Source organism: Acididesulfobacillus acetoxydans (assembly GCF_902729405.1).
Classification (GTDB): domain Bacteria; phylum Bacillota; class Desulfitobacteriia; order Desulfitobacteriales; family Desulfitobacteriaceae; genus Acididesulfobacillus; species Acididesulfobacillus acetoxydans.
In genome coordinates, this window is sequence record NZ_LR746496.1 from 1,559,820 (window position 1) to 1,579,694 (window position 19,875).

The window sequence follows — 19,875 nt, forward strand, 5'->3', positions numbered from 1 at the left end:
ACCAGGCATGGTTGAGGTAAGATTCTTGCCCGCAGACAAAACAATTCGCATTCAGGAGGGAATGAGTATCCTTCAAGCGGCTATTGCGGCGGAAGTCCGGGTGGAAAGCACCTGCGGCGGGAAAGGGACCTGCGGCAAGTGCAAAGTGCGGCTGCAGACCGGAAAAATAGGGAACGCGGAAGATTTAACGCCTGCCGAAAAGAAGTTTCTCACGCCCGCTGAAATCGAGTCGGGCTGGGTTTTGGCCTGCCAGCACATTTTGACGGAGGATACCTTCGTTGTCTTGGAGGAGCAGAAAGATGCGTTTGACCGTAAAGCCGGTATGCGCGATTCCGAAAAGGCCTGGGAACACGCCCCGGCCATTCGCAAAGTTGCGCTCGCTTTAGACCCTCCGACCGTGGAAGAACAGACTGCGGACTGGGAACGCCTAAGCCGGGCCCTTCCGGTCGATCATGTTGCGTTCAGCCGGCTTGTTGCCGCCTCGTTACCGCAAAAACTGCGCCAGGGTAAGTTTAAAGTGACGGCCGTGCTGGACGGGGCCAAACTGCTCGCCGTGGAGCCGGGAGACACGATTTCGCGTTCTTTCGGTTTGGCCATTGACATAGGAACGACCACAGTGGTGGCTTACCTTGTCGATCTGAACAGGGGAACGGTTATTGGAAGCGGCGCTGTGACAAATCCCCAGAATGTGTTTGGGGCGGATGTCATCTCCAGGATCACCTATGCGGCCGGCGGCCCGGAAAAGCTGCGGGAACTGCAGGCCAAGGTGGTCGGCGGGATCAACGGAGTCATAACCCAGTTGACCGAAAAACACGGGGTGGGCTTTGATGAAATCTACCAGGCGGTTGTGGTCGGCAATACGACCATGAGCCACTTGTTTCTGGGAATTGATCCGACCTTTCTTGCTCCCGCCCCTTTTATACCCGTGTTCCAGCAGGAGGTGGAAATAGAGTCCAGGGAACTGGGCCTGAAGATTCTACCCACAGCCGTCGTGACCGTGCTGCCCAACGTTGCCGGCTATGTCGGTTCGGATACTGTCGGCGTCATGCTGGCTGGAAACGCGGACCGTTTACCAGGCCTGAATCTCATGGTGGATATTGGGACGAATGGAGAAATTATCCTGGCCGGAAAAGGAAGCATCCTGACCTGTTCCACAGCAGCCGGGCCGGCCTTTGAAGGCGCGGAAATCAAACATGGGATGCGGGCCGCAGAGGGTGCGATTGAGAGGGTGCGAATTGCCTCGGATGTCTTCGTCGAAGTGATCGGCGGGACGAAAGCGCGTGGAATTTGCGGTTCCGGTCTGATCGATGCCATGGCGGAGATGGTGCGGGCCGGTGTTGTTGAGACTTCGGGCCGGCTTGTCACCAAAGAAGCTCAGCTGGAAAAGCTCCCGCCTTTGGTGCAGAAACGCCTGCGCGGCGGGACGGAGTTTGTTCTTGTTTGGGCCGAGGATTCGGCCACAGGCGGAGACATCGTGATTAGCCAGAAGGATGTGCGTGAACTGCAGCTTGCGAAAGGGGCAATCATGGCTGGAATCAGGATCCTCCTTCGGGAGGCGGGAGCCGAGGCCGGGGACATCGACAAAGTGCTTCTCGCCGGAGCTTTTGGCAACTATATCGGAAAAGAAAGTGCCCTTGGCATCGGGCTCTTGCCTTCCGTGCCTCTCGAGCGGATTGCTGCGATCGGGAATGCGGCAGGCGACGGTGCGAAAATCGCTCTGCTTTCCCTCCCGGAAAAAGAGCGGGCGTTCAGGCTGGCCCGCCAGGCAAAGCATATCGAATTGTCGACGGATCCGGACTTTCAGGAAGAATTCATCAACGCCCTCTCTTTTTAGGCTTGTGCGCATGACAGAAGACTCGAGGGGAAGTATTTGAACGGCTTCACAGCCACCCGGGATTTCCGGAGGACTTTAAGAATGGGTGTGAATGAGGTGCCGGACAAGGACCAAATGGAGGCGGAGAGGCAGCGGGCATGGGTTGCCCGGAGTATCACCGGCGGCGTGAAGGAGCGGGTTCCGAAGGGGGAGCTGTGCATAGCCGACTCCCTCATCGAAAAGGCCTTGAACTGCCGAGTAGTTGGGTTCCGCGAGAGGTACGCTTTTGTCAAAGGCATGAATCTGGATATCGTCACAATTGGTCCTGTTTATCCCGAGCAGGGAAAACGCCTGCCTGGCCCGAATGAGATTATCTGGCCGGAGCTGAAGGAATGGATTGCGGAGACTTCCTTATTCACGTTTGCTTTGCTCGACGGAGCGTTTGAGTGGGGTCTGCGCACCCTGGGTTTTCAGGACTTTCTCCTCTTGCCCCATGCTTCTCCTTTGCAGCTCAATGGGCATATCCGCGCGGTGGAGGAGGTGAACACCGCCCAGATCCGGCTTCTGGCCGAGAGCGGGGTGGATGGCATCATCTTGGCGGATGACATTGCCTTTCCGAACGGGCTCATGCTTCGGCCGCAGGTTCTGAAAGAGCATTTCTTCCCTTCCCTCGCCAGGCAGGCGGCCCTGGCGGCGAAGGCAGGCCTTTCCGTTTTTTATCATTCGGACGGCCGCTATGGGGATGTGATAGAGGATGTCATTGCCTCCGGCTTTGCCGGATTGCATTGTATTGACCGGGCTTCCGGAATGGAGATGGAAAGCCTTCGGGCTAAAGTGGGAAACCGGCTCTGCCTCTGGGGCCATCTTGATGCGGGTGATGCGGAGAGAGCCGGAGACCCGGCTGTGCGGGAAGAATTGACGCGTTCCGCTTGGCAGCTTGCCCGGAACGAAAGATTCATCCTCGGAACGAACAGCGGCCTCTATGAAGGCATGGACATCGAGGGGTTGCGGGCGCTGTACCGCTCGATTGATGGCTTGCCCAACTGAATCCGGAGGCTGTCCCTCAGTCTCCGGATTCAGCCTCCGGGCCATTGATTCCGTGAAAGGGGTGAGGACATGTGACGGGAGCGGTAATCCGAAATCTGCCTTTGCCAAGAATCCGAGTCGAAGATGTCTTGCGGGCGGAAGGAAATGACGGGATGCGTTTTCCCCGTCAAAACATCTTAGATCTTTACGAAGATGTCTTGGCGGAAACGGCAGCTTTGCTGGAACCGAAAGCGATCTGGACGGAAATTGAGGTTGAGGGTGCGGCAGAAGACGCGCTCCTTCTCAGAGGGGGATTTCGACTCGGCAGCAGGCTTTTGGTCAAGTGCGCCGGGGCAGCCGAGAAACTTCTCATCTTCGTTATGACGGTCGGGCCAAAGATTGACGAAAAGATTGCTATGTATCAGGAAAATGACGACCTTACCCGGGCGTATGTTCTGGATTCCGTCGGCTCAGCAGCCATTGCTTTGGCGAGTTCCGAGGCTTTGGGACGGTTGGAGAAGGACTATGCCGAAAGGGGCCTGAGGACCTCAATTCCCTTAGGGCCGGGGCATTCCTACTGGAAGAGACTGGAGGACCAGAAGGTTCTCTTCCAAATCCTTCAGCCGGAGCGGATCGGGATAACGCTCAACGGCTCCGACTTAATGCTTCCCCGAAAATCGGTCAGCATGGTGATGGGAGCCGGGAAACAGCTGCCGGAGCATGAAGAGGGCCAGAAGCATTGTGATTTTTGTGCATTACGGGGAAACTGCTCCATGAGCAGGGTCGTTTCCGGCTATGCCTCACCCACTACTTAGGCAGCCGGATGTCCAGAGAGATTTTGAGGAGGAGTCATTCATGAAGGTAGCGAGAGTTAAGGCGGGGATCTGCGGATTTGTCACAGAAATTGTGGCGAGTTCCCAGAATGGACGTCAGGTTGATCTCGTGTTTCGAACCCAATGTCCGAATTTGAAACCGATGGAAGAGGAACTCACTCAGGTTGACGCGTATGCGGAGTGTTTTGCCAAGGTCGGGGATTCCCCGGTCTATCATTTGGCCCGCAAGTTCTGTAAACATGCCGCCTGTCCGGTTCCCAGCGCAATAATCAAAGAAATAGAGATCGCCGCCAAGCTGGCTCTGCCGGCGGATGTCACGTTCGAATTTGAAGACGATGCTGAGTGAACTCGTTCGACGAAAGCTGAATATGGATATAGCTTAGAGTTACAGCACGGCCAGCAAGGGTGGTTGCATTGATGAAAGAAAAATATCTTGGCGAAGATCTGCGTCAGATGAAGGGAGCCCGGCGGCTGGGAATTACTTTTGTTCTCGGGGCACTGGCGGCATTCGGTCCCTTATCCATTGATATGTACCTGCCTTCCCTGCCTTCGTTGACCCGCGACCTGCACACAACAGCCTCGCTGGCCCAACTCAGCCTGACGGCCTGTCTTTTGGGACTTTCAGTCGGGCAGCTGTTGGCCGGTGCGCAAAGCGATGTCCGCGGACGGCGTATGCCGCTCTTGGTCGGACTTGTCGCTTATGCGGCTTCTTCCATTCTTTGTGCCTTTACGCCAAGTGTTTGGAGTTTGATTCTTCTCCGCTTTATCCAAGGCCTGGCGGGTTCGGCCGGAATCGTCGTCTCCCGGGCCGTGGTCAGAGATCTGTATTCCGGGACGGAGATGACCCGGTTTACCGCCCGCTTAATGCTGGTCAACGGGGCCGCTCCGATTCTGGCACCGATTATCGGAGGACAGCTTTTGGAATTTACGACTTGGCGTGGGGTCTTTGTCGTACTCTTTGCGGTCGGAACTCTGATGCTCCTGAGCGTTCTCTTCGGTCTTCCGGAAACGTTGCCGGCAGAGGCACGTTCCCGGGGCGGTTTAAAAAACACTTTGGAGACGTTTGGCACGTTGCTGAAGGACCGTGAATTTATGGCGTACGCCCTGTCCCAGGGCTTTGTGACCGGGGCGATGTTTGCCTATATTTCCGGTTCGCCGTTTGTCATCCAGAATATCTACGGCGTATCTCCCCAGGGGTTCAGCTTGATCTTCGCCATGAACGGCTTAGGTATCATCCTGGCGGGCCAGATTACCGGGAAGCTGGCAGACCGCATCCGCTTGAGGACCCTGTTTCTTGCCGGTCTTGCTCTCGCCGCGGCCGGAGGGGTTGCCCTCTTAGCCGTGATCCTGCTTAAGATAGGGCTTTTCGCCATCTTGCCGCCTCTTTTTGTGGTAGTCTCCTGCGTGGGCATCGTGGGAACAGCCGGTTCATCGCTCGCGATGGAGAACTATGGACGCGCAGCCGGGAGCGCTTCAGCCGTTCTTGGCCTCCTGTCCTTCATCTTTGGGGCTATAGTTGCCCCGCTCGTCGGTTTAGGCGGCAGCAACACAGCCGTCCCGATGGGAATCATCATTGCCGTGATCGAAGTCTGTGCCTTGCTTCTCTATGTGTTCTTAGGAGGCCGGGGAAAGCGGGAACAGGCGGTTGCCTAGCGGGGGTTTACAAATAAGAGGTTTTTAGCCTATTTTATGTTGAAGTAGGGTCTGTAACCCTTGATAGGTAAGCGTCAAACCGTGCCCACCTTTTTTTTCAGCGGGATTTAAAGGATAATCTTCCTCAGAACATGAAATGGGGAGGATTTTTCTATGACCAGAGCGCAGCAGCAAAAAGAATGGGAAACCCGGGTCGCTGACTTCTTGAACAGCGGGCAAAGTGCTACAACATGGTGCGCAGCGAATGATGTAAAACCTCATCAACTATGGTACCGGGTCCATAAGCATAGGATGGAGCACGATGTTCTGGCCGAAAATCCAGCCAAATGGCTAGCGGTCGAGGTTGGTGACAATATATCCGGTGGGATTTTGCGAGTAGACGTGGGTCGAGCCAGTGTTGAAGTAAAGCCTGGTTTCGATCCTGCGCTGCTGGCCGCTGTGGTCAAGACTTTGGTGAGCCTATGCTAAGTGAAATCGGCGTTGAGCGAGTTTACCTCGCCCGCGGAGCGACGGATCTGCGTAAGTCGATTGACGGGCTGGCCGTGCTGGTCAAAGAAGGCTTTCAACTCGACCCGTTTTCTCCCTGTCTCTTTGTCTTTTGCAATCGGCAATGCGATAAGCTGAAAATCCTTCATTGGTCTCACAACGGCTTCTGGCTATATTATCGAAGACTGGAGCGCGGCAGATTTCAATGGCCCACCGAAGCAGGCTCTTTAACGGTCAAGGTGAGCTACCGCGAACTACGTTGGCTGCTTGACGGCCTATCGCTAGAGCAGCGGCAAGCTCATACAGCCGTTACAGCCCGTACGGTCTTGTGAAAGGGCTGTGAATCCCGTATTTATTGTGTTCTTGGGCCGGTCCGATAGGAAATCGGCATCGTTTGTCGAATATTAAATATTAATAGCATGGATACAGCATCAAACGTGATCATGACAACAGAAGATATTCGGGCGCGCTGCCTTAAGCTTGAGAAGCAAAACGAGCGGCTCCAGCGGGAAAATGCCCAACTAAACGCCATGCTTGACTGGTTTAAGGAACAGTTGCGTTTAGGTAAACACCGGCAGTTCGGGACTTCCAACGAGCGAACGATTCTTGGGGTAGAGCAACTTAATCTTTTCAACGAAGCAGAAAAGGAAGCCCAACCCCTGCAAGAAGAACCGGCCTTCGAAACGGTCACCTATCAACGGCGTAAACAGCGGAATCACCGAGAAGTGGTGCTCGCCGACCTGCCAGTTGAGAGGATAGAATACAAACTGCCTGCCGAAGAGCAGGTCTGTTCGTGTTGCGGCGGCCCTTTGCACGTCATGAGCACTGAGGTACGGCAAGAGCTTCAATTCATACCCGCCCAAATGAAAGTCATTGAGCATGTACGCGAAGTCTATTCCTGCCGCCACTGCGAGCGTGAGGAAATCAAGACGCCCATCGTAACGGCGCCGATGCCGGCTCCGGTACTTCCTGGAAGCTTCGTGTCTCCTTCTCTCATGGCTCATATCATGAACCAAAAATATGTAGAAGGAATGCCCCTTTATCGCCAAGAGCAGCAGTTTGGCCGATTGGACCTTGAGTTGTCTCGTCAGACGATGGCGAACTGGATGCTCTATGGAGCGAAGAAGTGGCTGACTCCTCTTTATGACAGAATGCATTGGCATTTGCTCAAGCAGGATATCCTTCAGGCGGACGAGACAACGCTGCAGGTGCTCCATGAGCCGGGCCGGGCCGCGGAGACCGATTCCTACATGTGGTTTTACCGCACCGGGCGTATGGGTCCCCCCATCGTGCTTTATGATTACCAGGAGACCCGAAGCGGCCAACACCCCCGCCAATTTCTCTCCGGTTTCAAAGGCTACCTACAGGTTGATGGCTATGGCGGCTACAACGGATTACCGAATGTGACTTTGGTAGGCTGTTGGAGTCATTCGCGGAGGAAATTCAATGAGGCTTTGAAGGCCCTGCCTCCTGCAAATCGCTCAGCACTAGTCGCCGCTAAAGAGGGACTGGAATTTTGTAACCGTCTCTTCGCCATAGAACGCGATTTGAAAGACGCGACTCCGGAAGAACGTTTCAAAAATCGATTGGCACGCAGCCGTCCCGTGCTGGATGCCTTTCTGGATTGGCTCTATAAACAACAGGCCCAAGTACTGCCGAAGAGTACCTTCGGTCGGGCGATTCAGTATTGCCTTAACCAATGGGACAAACTCGTGGCCTTTTTACAAGAGGGACGACTGGAAATCGATAATAACCGCAGCTTATCCTCATCTTTAGGAAATCCTCATCATTCCTCGGGCATGCGCTGGCGCAACATCGCTTGAGAAAAAGATGAGGATTTCCTGATTACTCTACCTCAGCCCGCACATCCTTGCCATGGCATCCTCGTCCCCTTCCCATATGGGTTTTTCGTCTGGCATGAACCCATTGGCGGATTCCATTGCTTTTTTTAGCATCTCAATTGACGGGGCGGCGTAAATTTTGGTGGTTTCGGTGGAGCTGTGCCCCAGTATCCTCGAAACAAGCTCTAGCGCCACACCGCTTTGGTAAAGGTTTGTGGCTCTTGTCCTGCGGAACATATGGGGGTAAACCTTGTCTGGCAGGCTTGGGAACTCGCCGCGTATTGAATCCGCGTACTTGTTGATGATCCTCTCGATGTTGCCAGGAGAGACCCGGTGGCGGGCGCCCTTTATCACGGTATAGAACAAAGGCGTATTGCCGCTGCTGGCATTACCATGGAACGCATGGATATAATGTCTAAGATGCTCGGCTGCCTTGTCAGACAATGCGACGATCCTATCTTTGTTGCCTTTCCCCCGAACCCGTACATACGGCTCAGCGACAGCCAAGTTCGCATCGGACAGGAGCATCCCGGTCAATTCGCTGAGCCGGACGGCTGTGTCATACAGCAGAATCATAATCATTTGGTCACGCCTTCCGATCCTGTTTGCCTTCGGGGCAGTAAAGATTGCCGCCAGGGCTTCCCCCGAAAGGGTTCCCCTGTTCAGTTTCGGCTCCCTTTGAAAGGGGACATGCGACGCGGCCAATGCGGATGGCTGGAGAGCAATGTCGCAGTCCGCGCAGTACCAAAGGTATGACTTGATTGCAGTCAGGCGTTGGTTGCATGTGCCTGGGGAACTCCCCTTTTCTTTCAAGAAAACCATGAAATCCAACAGGAATTCCCTCGTGCAGTCCTGAAAAGAGAACTTTGCAATTGAAAGCCCCTTCTCGTTGTGGACGTACCGCCTGAAAACAGTCAAAGCGTCCCGGTATGACCTGACCGTGCATGGGCTTTTGGCCGCCTGGTTGACCAAGTAATTGCCGAGGAACTCTGCCGTCCTCGAAAAGAACAGGCTGACCGCCAGTTTGTCAGTTTTCATATGCGGCAACCTCGGGAAGCACCCTGCCGGAAACGGCATCTTTCTCTTTGACTATGCGGAATGCGTCCTTTACTTGGTGGTAATAATAGAAAGTTTCATTCCTGCCTTTGTGCCCAAGGTACTTGCTCAGGTATGGCATCATCACATTCAGGTCCGCGCCGGATGACATCCACGTGTTCATCGTTTCGACAACAAACGTATGCCTGAGGCAATGGACCGTCGGATTCTTGTCGCAAGTATTTGCGTATGGCGTCTTTGCCCAAAAGCCGCTGAATTTTTTGTCCAAGCTTGTTTTTGGCATGTGCGCCCGCGGGTCTATGGAGGGGAAAAACCACTCCGGGATTGCCGCAAGACTAAGACATATATGATCCCAATAGTCCTTCAACACCGCCTTCAAATCGTTGGCCAGGTAAACGATCCTGTCTTTGTCGCCTTTGGAGTGCTTGACGGTTATTGCACCATTTTCCAGATCCACGCAGTCCCTGCGGAGGCTGCAGGCTTCGGATATCCTGAGCCCGCAACAGTAGATCAGCCGGAATATGACACGGTATTCACCGGCCAGCCTGTAGAATACGGGCCGTGGGACGCTCGGCACGTATGCGTCAACGGCTGCAAAGAATGATTGGATTTCATCCCTGTTCATTACGTGGGGGACCGGGGTTTGGGCCGAGGGCGCTTTGCCCGGGACGTATGAGCTGATCCCAATTGAATTGAGGTAAACAGAGAACAGCCTCACGAACGACACCATCTGTGCGCGGGTCCCGTTTGAAACTAGAAGGAATCTCCTGTTCCAGTCATCCATGATGCATTTTGTGATGGCACCGCCATGGTATCCATTGGCCGCGTAAAAATCGTCGAAGGCCTTCAGGACACTCGCTTCATAGTCATATATGAAACCGGATGAGCGTTTCTGGGCAATGAAGTCGGATATATGGGCGCCAAGCTCGCTGGCATAGGCATAATCCTTGCTCATAGGGACAGGCCTCCCTCCAACTGGATACCTGCTTCCGCAAGGGACATGGCGCAAAGCCTCATCCGCCCTTCGTCCAGCGACAGATACTTATTGACAGTGTCATCCGTGCTGTGCCCCAAGGAGTCAATGATGGTGTTCACGCCAACCCCGGCCCTTAGGAGATTGGTGGCAAACGTTCTCCGGGTCGTGTGGAAGCCGCCGCGAGCATTTTCGCCCAGTATGGCATGTATTGCTTGTCCGCAGGCTTCTTTGCCCAGTTTCCCGAACGGCACCCTATGGTGGATGAAAAGGAAAGGGGACTCGCTGCGTGGACGCCCGTCGCGCACATACCCGTAAAGTAAGTTAGCCACTTCAACGGGCAGCGGCAAGCTCAGGGACTTGAGTGTCTTCGTCTGGACAATCGACACTGTCTGCTTCGCCCAGTCAATATCCGCGAATTTGAGATTGACAATATCCGATGCTCGCAATCCCATCCGAAGGCCCAGTAAGACCATTGCCGACTGGCGGAGTTCGTAGGGAGCGGCGCTGCCACGGCAGAAAGCCGCGATCCTGGACATATCGTCGTCGTTGAAAACAACCGTGACTCTTTCCTTGTCGGCGCATTGGCATTGTAGTGCTTTGTGCAGCATAGGCTTGTCCGACAGGACCCCTTCTTCCAAGTATTCCAGGAACATTCTTATCCGCACATTATAAGCGCTTTTCCCCTCGGCAGTTTCGTGTGGGTCCAATCGGTTGAACAACACCAGATGATTGGCTTCGATGTCGTGGAACGATGATACTCCTTGGGCAACAAGGAAGGCGCAGAAACGGACGCATGAAGAGCGGCACATGTCAATCGACGACCTTGCCAGCCCTTCTTTCCTGCGCAGCTCAAGGTATTCCGTGACTTTATCCACGCACCACCGCGGAAGCCGCGACAAAGACGTGTCTTTGTATCTGTATACCTTTTCCGGGGCAATGTCCCCGAGCGTAGCGTACTGATTGAACTGCATCAGCGCGCGGCGGGTTTGCTTCCAACTACTGCCCAAGGCAGGCTTCAGTTCCGAAAGCCAAAGCAGGCCGAGCTCCAGCGAGTACCCGGTTCCGTTCATGTCGAAGAACAAATACAGGAGCCTGCAGGTGCGCTTTGCGTGTTTTATGATATTCTTTGAGTACAGATGTTTTTTGAGGCAGTCCACATAACCGTCGATGGCATTGTGGTATTTCGCCAAAGGAAAGCCAAGGCTTTTGCTCCTGAGCCTGATAACCTCTTCGATGGCGCTGTCTGACATCTTAGCCGGCGGCTGGATGTGCGGTGACATTTGCTTATTGCAGGCGTATGACAGCCCGATGCTTATGCCAAGCTCGCGATGGTGGAATGCCAGCAGCCGACGGGCGGCACATTCGAACACGTCCTTGGATTTCCTTGTCTTATGGGTATCTTCATCAAGGAACTGGCGGATATGGCTATAGGTTGTTTCCGCTACGGAAGACACGCCTCTCTCCTGCAAGAACAGGAGAAAATTTGAACATCGCATCCGCATGTTCTCTCGCATGTTCTCAGTCTCGATGCTGTCCAAGAACATGCCCAGTTCCTTTGCGAGCGTCCCCGACAGCATCGCGAACGGCGGAAAATGATGCGATAAATGATAGGCCGGGATTCCGCCCAGCCGATCCATGTCGTCCAGATGGACGATGAAATACCTGTAATTGGCGGATTTCCTCCGACCCCAGCGCTCGCTTTCCTGCTTGATCCAGTCCAACGCTGTCTCAAATGAATAGCCAAACTCTGCCTCAGTCAGGTGCGTCCGCAATTCGCTGTAACATTTCTTGTGTGCGCACACGGTCGATGCCGTGTATTTCTGTTCCCTCAGAAAGGCAACAACTCTCTCCACGCTCTGGTCAAATTGATTCATGGAATCATACCTCCTCAAAAGATGATTCCATTATAGCCACATCTAATCAGGCAATCAGGAAATCCTCATCTTTTTCGCAAGCAATGTTACGGCAGCGCACGCCCGAGGAATGATGAGGATTTCCTAAAGATGAGGATAAGCTGCGAAATCCTCATATGAGGATTTCGCAGCGAGCGCTCGATCAAACCTTTCGTCATCGGACGTAAAAATTGGCTGTTCTCGAACACCTCACGCGGAGCCAAGGCTAGCGCTACGATTTACTGCATTGTAGAAATGACGAAGGAAAATGGACTGAATCCCTTCCGATATCTGAGTTACCTCTTCGAGAAGCTCCCCAACCTTAACCTTGGGGATGAGGACACCTTGGATGCCATGCTCCCCTGGTCCGAGTCCTTGCCGAATCTCTGCAGAGTTAACCGACAATAGCAAAATAGCCATGTCTAAAATAATCCCCGCCTTGCTTTAATGTGGGGAGTATTTTACGCTTACCACTCGGACCAGCGCTCAGGAAGGAATATAGGCTTACGCGGGTGACGTCGTTCAACACGCGCATCGAGCCCGAGACAGGAGGTGCATCAGCATGATAGACTTGGTCAACGTCCACCTCTCAAAAGACGCGAGCGCAGTGGTGGAACGGATGGAGGCCACAGTGTGCTTCGATCAAAAGATCACAGCAGCGAAGTTCGCGCTGGCCTACGCGATCAAGAACCACTTCGACGAGATCGACCCAGAACGGTACGCCTTGCCAGACGGCGAAGGGAGCAACTTCAACTTCGGCACGCTTGATCCTGACGGGCAACTATCCATGTTACTCAGGGCACTATACCCCGGAACTAACACACCATACCTGTACGCTCGCGCCCTCATGGTGTTCGGACTGATGAAGCTCGACGCACGCATCGAACGCGAAGGGCTGCAGACGATCAGCGCACTCATGTAACACGTACTCAGCTGGGGTGTATTGACAAGCATCCCCGCTTTGTCTTGTGCCAATTAACAGTAAGACTTGATGCATGCTGTCCTATGCTTTATATGACGCTACAGCGGCGTCTTTTTTGTCGGTAGTTCAACCTTATTAAAGGATTTTTGCAATACAACAAGAATAACCATTCGTGGATAATGGCGGAATGTCCTAAGGGTTTCGTATGGCCTTCTTAGAAATGGCTCGGTTTTCACTTGAGAAGGCTAAGGTACCGCCAAACAGATAATGAGATTTGGTTAAGAGGCCAAGAGTACGGTTACGCACTGCAAGTTATAACGGCAGGAAAAGCAGCGGCTAAAACAATAGGGGCACGATTGTATGTTGATATCAGAGACAACCAGGACTCCGACTTTCGTATACCTGATAAACGGCCAACTCGTTTCGCGTTGGCCGCATGGGTGTTGCCGGTCGCTTGCCATTCTTGCGGCAGGCACTTGGCGGTAAGAGATAGGATTTTGGATGCCAAGTTCTTGACATGAACCCAGAGTAGAAGTAAAGGCGCGAAAAATCCAAAGGTTCGGATTTTACCCAATTTTTTGGCTCTCCCTGGCGTTAAGCTTCCGAACCTGGCCTCCAAGATTTTGTCTCTTAACGTAAAGAGGCTGTCCTCCGATTGGCAAAGGATTTATGGCCACCCCATTGTACTGGCAGAAACGTTTGTCGACCCCTCGCTTTTCAAAGGAACGTGCGATCTGGCGGCAGGATGGATCCGTCTCGGTGAAACCCGTGGGTTTGGCCGGAATGCGGAATGCGCTGCGCGAGCGGAATCAGGGCAGGTAATTTCAAAATAGTCGGCAGCGCCGGTTGACCCAGAAGCATTAAAGTGACAACGGCTTCGTGCTTACCGGTTGCATTGGTCAGTAAGCGGAGTTCATTCAGACAGGTGGGCGTTAAGATATGGGCTTCGTCGATCACGAGCAAATTGGGACGATTCGACTCCAGATAGGAATAAGTGAGCAGATCCACTACTTTGAGGGCGTCGGCCCCAAACCAAGAGGTATTCACTCCCAGAGAGGCTGCAATAGAGCGATAGAGGTCCCGTGGTCTGGCTTGCGGAATCGAAATAGGGATCACCCGGTAGCGGGAACCCTCAACCTTACTCAAAAAGACATCAAGTAAGGTCGTTTTGCCGCTACCGGCTTCGCTCACGACCACCCCGATTTCACGGGTGACCAGCAAGGGCTGGAGGCGATCCATGGCCTCATCCATGCGCTTGTCCGCAAATGCGTGTTGGAGTTGAGCAATTTTAGGGAAAGGCCAGTGAATTAAGCCCCCGATATTCCAAAAACGTCTGGGTGACTAATTCACCACAGCGTACATTTGATTCAGTCCTTTCGTCCTTCTTTTTCTTGATTTTCTTGGCTTATGTCGTTCCGTTTATGGGGGGTACAAGGGCCAAAGTTCATTTTCCCGCCGCCAAACGCAAAGCGTCCAAACAGCCCATGAGGTCTGAGACGGGATGGCCTTCCGCAAGCAGACGCCCGACACTTTGACGGACCCACGTTTCCGGCCAAGGCCCATAGTGCTGCTAGACCGTGGCTAGAGCCAGGCGTTCCCGCGCATCCAAGGGGCGTTTCAAGAGCGTGCTCATTAACTGGGCACAACGGTCGAGACCCCATTTGGGTGCCTCGGTTTTCGGAGGGCCCGGTGAAGAGTCGGGGGAAATGACCGCGACCGGAGTCAGTGCGGCTCGGATTTGCTCCTTCTTCGCCAAGACCTGTTTCAGCGATTCGTTGAGCTCCCCTTCCGCGACTTCCTGACGGTACTCGGCGAGTTTATGTTCCAGACGGCTATAGGGCGGAACATAGGCCGCGTCCGGCAAGGAGCCGCTTTCCTGAACTTGTTGGCTAAGCTTCTCTAGGTATTCCACCCGCAAAACATAATCGTTTTCCGCCACATAGAGGTCGGCTTCGCCATAATAACGGTCACGCCACCAGACATAGATTTGCGTGGGATGCAAGAGGTCACAGTGCACTTCCCCCCATTGCTTGTAAAGAGTGGCATCCGGAACCAAGTACTTCTGCTGGTTCAGGTGGATGAGACGGTCTTGGAAACCTTGGAGCGACGGCAGGGCGAGAAAACCAGAGTGAGGACTTCCTGGGAAACAAACGGCGGTACTGGGGCGGAAAGTGAAAGAACCTTTCTTTAGGGCTGTGACCGGTTTCGGAATGCACTTTCCGGTGATAGTCCTGGCTCGTGAAAGCGGCGAGATACTCGTTGGCTTCCTCCAGCATGGCCTGTCAGACGGAATGGGAATGAGAAAATATTTTCTAAAAAATCCAAAGTAAATTATTGTCCGCATGTACATACAAGTGATATACTATGATCAGTTTGGATGGCTTGTCATATTAACTATAGAGGAGGGGAGTATTTTCGCCGTGTGGAAACATCTTTTATCTGTTATGGGGGTAGTATAGCGGTCGTGGTAAAATTTTACACCGAGCAATTTAACGTGGACGAAAGCAAATACCATCAGGTGAAGGTAAATATTAAAAAGTGGATCTTATCCCGAAAAGTGGTGGCTGGACAGCGGATTCCGTCGGAAAATGAACTGTCTGAGCTATTTGGGATAAGCCGGCACACCGTCCGGCATGCGATTGGCGATTTGGTTAACGAGGGATGGCTCTATCGCGAACAAGGCAAAGGCACATTTGTCCAAGAAAGAGAAAAACGGAGCGGTCAGGAGACAAACCAAAGGGCAAAAATCGCGGTAATTACGACGTACTTATCGGACTATATTTTCCCGCACATCATCCGGGGCATTGAGGGAGTTGTCGCTCAGGCCGGGCATACTATTTCCCTTTTTAGTACAGGGAACAACATTCAAACGGAGCGGCGTTGTCTGGAGACGGTTCTGCTTGAGGGAGTAGACGGGCTCATTGTCGAACCGACCAAGAGTACCTTACCCAATCCGAACATAGACCTGTACTTTCTGCTTCAACAAAGAAATATTCCATTTGTCATGCTGCACAGTTCCTATGTTGAGTTGAATGCCAGCCTGGTCGCCCTCGACGATGCCAACGGGACTTACGCACTGACCCGACACTTGATAGGGTTGGGACACCGCGATATCGCCGGGATTTTCAAACAAGACGATATGCAGGGGCGAAACCGTTTCCGCGGTTTTGTCAGAGCCCATCAGGATGCCCATTTGCCGGTGGCGGCCGAGAATATTGTCACGTATGGTACGGAGGAACGTGAAGTGATCGGAGAGACCTTTGTCAAAAGGGTGTTTGCCCAGGGTGCCGGGACGGGCAAGCCTACGGCGGTGGTTGGCTACAACGACGAGATCGCGGTGCAAGTGCTCATGGCTCTGCGGAACCTGGATATTTCCGTGCCAAAAGAGGTGGCAGTGACGGGTTTTGACGACTCACGTTTGGCAACGGTGAGCGGCATCCCACTTACTACCGTGCGCCATCCTAAGGCAGAGATGGGAGAGACGGCTGCCGAGATGTTGCTGGGGCTGATGGAAAACAGGGACAGCATGTGGGTCCCGCGCGAGCACATTTTTGCCCCGGAGATCATTGTCAGAGAATCCACCGTAGCCGATCTGCTTCGCCCAGCCAGCCAAGGCATCTAAGATTTTTTAAGATAAGTTGTACGCACAACCGGACAGAGGTGATGACATGTCAACATTATTGAGAATTCGCGGGATTACAAAAGCATTTCCCGGAACTCTGGCTCTTAACGATGTCTCGCTTGAATTCAATGCAGGCGAAGTCCATGCGCTCATGGGAGAAAATGGAGCGGGAAAGTCCACTCTGCTCAACATCCTCACGGGTTCCCTTCGGAGTGATCAAGGAGAAATCCTTATCAATGACAGGCTGGTTTCTTTTAGGAGCTCCTTGGAGGTCAGAAAAGGCGGCATTTCCATCGTCCACCAGGAATTGGGCCTGTTTCCTGAACTATCGGTTGCTGAAAACATCCTTGTCGGACAGACCCCCAGCCGATTCGGTCTTTTGGACCGCAAAAGGATGTTACATATCGCCCAGGAACTATTGAGCCAATTTCAAGTCGAATTCGGCCTGAACACACTCGTCCGGGACTTGAGTGTGTCTCAGCAACAGATTGTTGAGATCGCGAAGGCTTTGGCTCTGGATGCCCATACCTATATTTTTGACGAACCGACCTCGACGCTCAGCGGGGATGATGTCGAGCGCCTATTTCAGGTCATTCGCGGATTGAGGAAGAAGCAGAAAGCAATTATCTATGTCAGCCACAAATTCAGCGAAATTTTCCAAATAAGTGACAGGATCAGTATTTTACGTGACGGGCAGCTGGTTGGCACGGGGTTAGCCTCGGAGATGGATACGGAGGGTATTATCAAAGCGATGGTCGGGAGGACGCTGGACCGGATTTACCCGGAAAAGGGGAAGCCCGGAGATGAGGTTCTGTTGGAAGTGTCTCATCTTTCCGCAGGGACGAAATGCATGGATATCTCCTTCAAACTTTTCAGAGGCGAAATTCTTGGAATCTTCGGTCTGGTCGGTTCCGGACGGACAGAGATCGTCCGGGCATTGACCGGCGTGGATCGGAAACAAAGCGGCCAAATCCGTTTGGATGATAAAGAAGTCAACATTCGAACCGTTCGCGACTCGATTGACTTAGGCATGTATTATCTGACGGAGGACCGTAAAAAACAGGGGCTGTTCTTGAAATTGGCGATAGGAGACAATGTCGCCGTGACTCATCTCGGAAATATAGCTTCCCTGGGAATGATCAGAAAGCAAAAGGTTGAAGAGGTATCTACGGGTGTTCTTCGTGACTTGAGGGTTAAGGCCAGCTCAGTCTCACAACAGGTGGGAAGTCTGAGCGGTGGAAACCAACAAAAGGTCATGGTAGGAAAATGGTTGTCAAAGGCCCCTAAAATCGTCATTCTCGATGAGCCTACACGTGGAATTGATGTCGGAGCTAAGGCGGAGATCCATCAGTTGCTGCGACGTTTAGCCAATGAGGGAATCGGGGTCATCATGATTTCGTCCGAACTGCCGGAAATCGTAGGTTTAAGTGACCGGGTGATGGTTGTGCACAAGGGACACTTTACGGGCGAGTTGACGGGACCGGATGTCAACGATGAGACCATCATGACTCTGGCGTCGGGATTGGATGCCCATGCAGAAAGAGGTGTAGGGATTGAATGAGCAAATAAGCAAGGCTTCAGTGGGCCAAGCTGTGGAACCGGCTCCTAGGAAAAAATCGGCTTTCGCCCGATTGACTCAGGTCAGAGAGTTGACGATCGCCCTCGTCATCATTCTCCTTATGGTGATTTTATCTCTCGTGAGCCCCACTTTTTTGACAGCCGACAATTTGATCACAACTTTCCTGGGAATTGTTATGATGGGGATTATTTCGGTTGGGATGACGATCGCGCTCGTCTCCGGGGGGTTTGACCTGTCCGTAGGCTCCGTGATGTCCATGTCTGGGGTTCTGGCAGGGATGCTCGCCTTAAACGGAATGAACATTTGGCTGGCTGCTCTTATCGCGATGATAGCAAGCCTTCTCTCAGGGGCGCTCACCGGGTGGTTCATCGGAAAGGTCAAGATCAATCCTTTCATTATGACGCTCGGCATGCAGGGGGTCATCCAAGGGGTGGCCTATGTGATCACTCAGGGTGCACCTTTATCGGTGACCGGGATGGCGCCTTCATTTTTATTCCTGGGACAGGGGACCCTGTTCGGGATACCAACCTTAATCTGGATCATGCTGGTCATCGTTCTCATCGGAGACTATCTTATGCGACATGCGGTTGCGGCGAGAAAGGTCTATTATATCGGGAGCAATGAAAACGCTGCCTTTCTTTCGGGAATTGCGGTATCTCAAGTGAAAACTTGGATATATATCATGACGGCACTTTTGGCGGGTCTAGCAGGCGTTCTCACTCTGTCGCGTTTCAGTGTCGCCGCACCGACTGCGGGTGTGGGAATGGAACTGCAGGCGATTGCGGCCTGCATCATAGGCGGGGCCAGTCTGACGGGAGGTGAAGGGACTGTCCTTGGGGCGTTGTTAGGCAGCATTCTAGTCGGAACCGTAAACGACGCTTTGGTTCTTCTCAATGTGTCTGTCTACTGGCAGAGTCTGGTAACCGGTCTGGTTCTTATCGGGGCAGTAACATTTGATGTGCTTACCCATTGGCAAAAAGCTTGAGTACCAAAAGGAGGACTTTTCATGAGGTTTAAAAGACTGACAGCAATTGCAGGTATCGTTGGCATGTTAACTTTAGCGGTGGTGGGGTGCGGTACGGCACAAAGCACTGCCTCCGCATCAGGCACTGCCCAGAGCGGAAACGCGATGGTCGGGCAACCGAATGAAACATACTATATGGTGACGTTCCTGTCCGGCATCGAATACTGGAAGGGAGTATATGCCGGAATGCAGGCCGCGGCCAAAAACCTGAATGTCAAGACAGTCTATACCGGCGGTCCCCAATACGATATCAACCAAGAGGTTACGACTTTGCAGCAGGTTATAGCCAAGAAACCGGCAGGGATTTTGGTCACGGCTATCAATGCCAAGGCGCTGACTCCGGCCATCAACCAGGCCGTTGAAGCCGGCATCCCTGTCATTTCGTTCGATTCCGACGCACCGGACAGCGAGCGCTATGCCTATCTCGGAACGAGCAATTATGAGGCAGGGCAAGTTGCGGCGAAATTCCTCGGGAAGCAGTTGAATGGGAATGGACAGGTTGCGATAGTTTCCACTCCGGGCGAACTGAATCTGGACCAAAGAACCCAAGGTTTCAAAGACGAAATGGCGCAAGCTTATCCAAACGTGAAAATCGTGGCGGTTGAAAACGGGAATTCCGACCAAATTAAAACGGCTCAAGTCACATCCACGTTGCTGCAAACTTATCCCCAGCTGGCAGGGGTGTTCGCTACAGAAGCAGACGAGGGAACAGGTGTAGCCACAGCCGTCAAAGAAGCGAAAAAGTCTGACAGCATAAAGATTGTCAGCTTTGATACGAATAAAGCGACGCTTGAACAGATTCAACAAGGATTGGTTACGGCCACCATTGCTCAGGGCACTTGGAATATGGGTTATTGGGGTCTCATGGATGCCTTCACGATCCATCATGATTTGCTTCATCCGGTGGCGAATTGGCAAGAGGCAAAAGTCGATCCGGTTCCGCCCAGTGTCGATACCGGTGTTACGGTTATTACCAAGGATAACGTGGGCGCGTACTTACAATAAGATGCTAGGTTACTGGGAAACATCGGGGATTCGGTGACGGGAAGAGTCTGCCGGATGCTTGCCGAAAGTGCTTTTGTTGGGGATTGCCTAACCACCGCAGCGATAGGCTGCGAATGCAGGCGACAGCCTCCGAGCGAGGCTATCGCC

The 19,875-nt window shown here is 53.0% G+C and carries 17 protein-coding genes and 2 pseudogenes; 14 read left to right on the top strand and 5 right to left on the bottom strand.

The features are described from left to right. Positions 1–7 precede the first annotated feature (7 nt). From MNU25_RS06920 to tnpC, 8 genes and pseudogenes are all read left to right on the top strand, one after another. Positions 8–1,834 carry an ASKHA domain-containing protein gene (locus MNU25_RS06920; RefSeq protein ID WP_240984398.1) on the top strand — a complete coding sequence of 609 codons (1,827 nt, stop codon included), beginning with the start codon at positions 8–10 and terminating at the stop codon, positions 1,832–1,834. Positions 1,835–1,915: 81 nt separating this feature from the next. Further along, positions 1,916–2,860, top strand: coding sequence for a uroporphyrinogen decarboxylase family protein (locus MNU25_RS06925; protein WP_240984399.1), 945 nt, complete (start codon positions 1,916–1,918; stop codon positions 2,858–2,860). Positions 2,861–2,931: 71 nt separating this feature from the next. After that, the gene (locus tag MNU25_RS06930) at positions 2,932–3,654 is read left to right on the top strand and encodes a Vitamin B12 dependent methionine synthase activation subunit (protein ID WP_240984400.1); all 723 of its coding nucleotides are present in this window, start codon (positions 2,932–2,934) and stop codon (positions 3,652–3,654) included. A gap of 40 nt (positions 3,655–3,694) precedes the next feature. Beyond that, positions 3,695–4,018, top strand: a complete 324-nt coding sequence (locus tag MNU25_RS06935; protein WP_240984401.1) for a DUF6951 family protein — start codon at positions 3,695–3,697, stop codon at positions 4,016–4,018. Positions 4,019–4,089: 71 nt separating this feature from the next. Then, positions 4,090–5,325, top strand: coding sequence for a multidrug effflux MFS transporter (locus MNU25_RS06940; RefSeq protein ID WP_240984402.1), 1,236 nt, complete (start codon positions 4,090–4,092; stop codon positions 5,323–5,325). A 153-nt stretch (positions 5,326–5,478) separates the two neighbouring features. Then, a complete protein-coding gene (gene tnpA, locus MNU25_RS06945) occupies positions 5,479–5,793 on the top strand; it encodes an IS66 family insertion sequence element accessory protein TnpA (protein WP_240984403.1) in 315 nt (104 codons plus the stop codon). Then, positions 5,787–6,143, top strand: a complete 357-nt coding sequence (gene tnpB / locus MNU25_RS20455; protein WP_261487396.1) for an IS66 family insertion sequence element accessory protein TnpB — start codon at positions 5,787–5,789, stop codon at positions 6,141–6,143. The genes tnpA and tnpB overlap by 7 nt, the downstream gene beginning before the upstream one ends. A 111-nt stretch (positions 6,144–6,254) precedes the next feature. Next, positions 6,255–7,571 (top strand): annotated as a pseudogene (gene tnpC, locus MNU25_RS06955) (IS66 family transposase); the annotation flags it as partial. A gap of 90 nt (positions 7,572–7,661) precedes the next feature. Here the strand turns inward: tnpC and MNU25_RS06960 are convergent. From MNU25_RS06960 to MNU25_RS06970, 3 genes are read right to left on the bottom strand one after another with little or no spacing between them, the layout of a single operon-like run. Next, positions 7,662–8,690 (bottom strand): tyrosine-type recombinase/integrase, encoded by a 1,029-nt coding sequence (locus MNU25_RS06960; RefSeq protein ID WP_240984405.1) that lies wholly within the window; start codon positions 8,688–8,690, stop codon positions 7,662–7,664. After that, positions 8,680–9,663 (bottom strand): tyrosine-type recombinase/integrase, encoded by a 984-nt coding sequence (locus MNU25_RS06965; RefSeq protein ID WP_240984406.1) that lies wholly within the window; start codon positions 9,661–9,663, stop codon positions 8,680–8,682. The genes MNU25_RS06960 and MNU25_RS06965 overlap by 11 nt, the downstream gene beginning before the upstream one ends. Continuing rightward, entirely contained in the window at positions 9,660–11,558 is a 1,899-nt protein-coding gene (locus MNU25_RS06970; RefSeq protein ID WP_240984407.1) for a tyrosine-type recombinase/integrase, read from the bottom strand. The genes MNU25_RS06965 and MNU25_RS06970 overlap by 4 nt, the downstream gene beginning before the upstream one ends. 165 nt (positions 11,559–11,723) lie before the next feature. On the opposite strand from MNU25_RS06970, the pseudogene MNU25_RS06975 reads away from it, so the two are divergent. Further along, a pseudogene (locus tag MNU25_RS06975) lies at positions 11,724–11,984 on the top strand (transposase domain-containing protein); the annotation flags it as partial. Positions 11,985–12,138: 154 nt separating this feature from the next. Next, on the top strand, positions 12,139–12,498 hold the full coding sequence (locus MNU25_RS06980; protein ID WP_240984408.1) for a hypothetical protein: 360 nt from the start codon (positions 12,139–12,141) through the stop codon (positions 12,496–12,498). Positions 12,499–13,215: 717 nt separating this feature from the next. On the opposite strand, the gene MNU25_RS06985 is transcribed toward MNU25_RS06980, so the two are convergent. After that, a complete protein-coding gene (locus tag MNU25_RS06985; RefSeq protein WP_240984409.1) occupies positions 13,216–13,749 on the bottom strand; it encodes an ATP-binding protein in 534 nt (177 codons plus the stop codon). A gap of 319 nt (positions 13,750–14,068) precedes the next feature. Further along, entirely contained in the window at positions 14,069–14,554 is a 486-nt protein-coding gene (locus MNU25_RS06990; protein ID WP_240984410.1) for a hypothetical protein, read from the bottom strand. 366 nt (positions 14,555–14,920) lie between these two features. Between MNU25_RS06990 and MNU25_RS07000 the strand changes: the two genes are divergently transcribed. From MNU25_RS07000 to MNU25_RS07015, 4 genes are read left to right on the top strand one after another with little or no spacing between them, the layout of a single operon-like run. Next, positions 14,921–16,120, top strand: a complete 1,200-nt coding sequence (locus MNU25_RS07000) for a GntR family transcriptional regulator (RefSeq protein ID WP_277350669.1) — start codon at positions 14,921–14,923, stop codon at positions 16,118–16,120. Positions 16,121–16,166: 46 nt separating this feature from the next. Then, positions 16,167–17,681, top strand: a complete 1,515-nt coding sequence (locus MNU25_RS07005; protein ID WP_240984411.1) for a sugar ABC transporter ATP-binding protein — start codon at positions 16,167–16,169, stop codon at positions 17,679–17,681. Next, positions 17,674–18,684 carry an ABC transporter permease gene (locus tag MNU25_RS07010; RefSeq protein ID WP_240984412.1) on the top strand — a complete coding sequence of 337 codons (1,011 nt, stop codon included), beginning with the start codon at positions 17,674–17,676 and terminating at the stop codon, positions 18,682–18,684. The genes MNU25_RS07005 and MNU25_RS07010 overlap by 8 nt, the downstream gene beginning before the upstream one ends. Positions 18,685–18,705: 21 nt before the next feature. Continuing rightward, on the top strand, positions 18,706–19,728 hold the full coding sequence (locus tag MNU25_RS07015; protein ID WP_240984413.1) for a substrate-binding domain-containing protein: 1,023 nt from the start codon (positions 18,706–18,708) through the stop codon (positions 19,726–19,728). The last annotated feature ends 147 nt before the right edge of the window (positions 19,729–19,875 follow it).

What these genes read in the sequence shown, in the direction of transcription:
- MNU25_RS06920 (WP_240984398.1), top strand. Translation starts at nt 8, where the DNA reads ATGGTTGAGGTAAGATTCTTGCCCGCAGACAAAACAATTCGCATTCAG.
- MNU25_RS06925 (WP_240984399.1), top strand. Translation starts at nt 1,916, where the DNA reads ATGGGTGTGAATGAGGTGCCGGACAAGGACCAAATGGAGGCGGAGAGG.
- MNU25_RS06935 (WP_240984401.1), top strand. Translation starts at nt 3,695, where the DNA reads ATGAAGGTAGCGAGAGTTAAGGCGGGGATCTGCGGATTTGTCACAGAA.
- MNU25_RS06940 (WP_240984402.1), top strand. Translation starts at nt 4,090, where the DNA reads ATGAAAGAAAAATATCTTGGCGAAGATCTGCGTCAGATGAAGGGAGCC.
- tnpA (WP_240984403.1), top strand. Translation starts at nt 5,479, where the DNA reads ATGACCAGAGCGCAGCAGCAAAAAGAATGGGAAACCCGGGTCGCTGAC.
- tnpB (WP_261487396.1), top strand. Translation starts at nt 5,787, where the DNA reads ATGCTAAGTGAAATCGGCGTTGAGCGAGTTTACCTCGCCCGCGGAGCG.
- MNU25_RS06960 (WP_240984405.1), bottom strand. Translation starts at nt 8,690, where the DNA reads ATGAAAACTGACAAACTGGCGGTCAGCCTGTTCTTTTCGAGGACGGCA.
- MNU25_RS06965 (WP_240984406.1), bottom strand. Translation starts at nt 9,663, where the DNA reads ATGAGCAAGGATTATGCCTATGCCAGCGAGCTTGGCGCCCATATATCC.
- MNU25_RS06970 (WP_240984407.1), bottom strand. Translation starts at nt 11,558, where the DNA reads ATGAATCAATTTGACCAGAGCGTGGAGAGAGTTGTTGCCTTTCTGAGG.
- MNU25_RS06980 (WP_240984408.1), top strand. Translation starts at nt 12,139, where the DNA reads ATGATAGACTTGGTCAACGTCCACCTCTCAAAAGACGCGAGCGCAGTG.
- MNU25_RS06985 (WP_240984409.1), bottom strand. Translation starts at nt 13,749, where the DNA reads ATGGATGAGGCCATGGATCGCCTCCAGCCCTTGCTGGTCACCCGTGAA.
- MNU25_RS07005 (WP_240984411.1), top strand. Translation starts at nt 16,167, where the DNA reads ATGTCAACATTATTGAGAATTCGCGGGATTACAAAAGCATTTCCCGGA.
- MNU25_RS07015 (WP_240984413.1), top strand. Translation starts at nt 18,706, where the DNA reads ATGAGGTTTAAAAGACTGACAGCAATTGCAGGTATCGTTGGCATGTTA.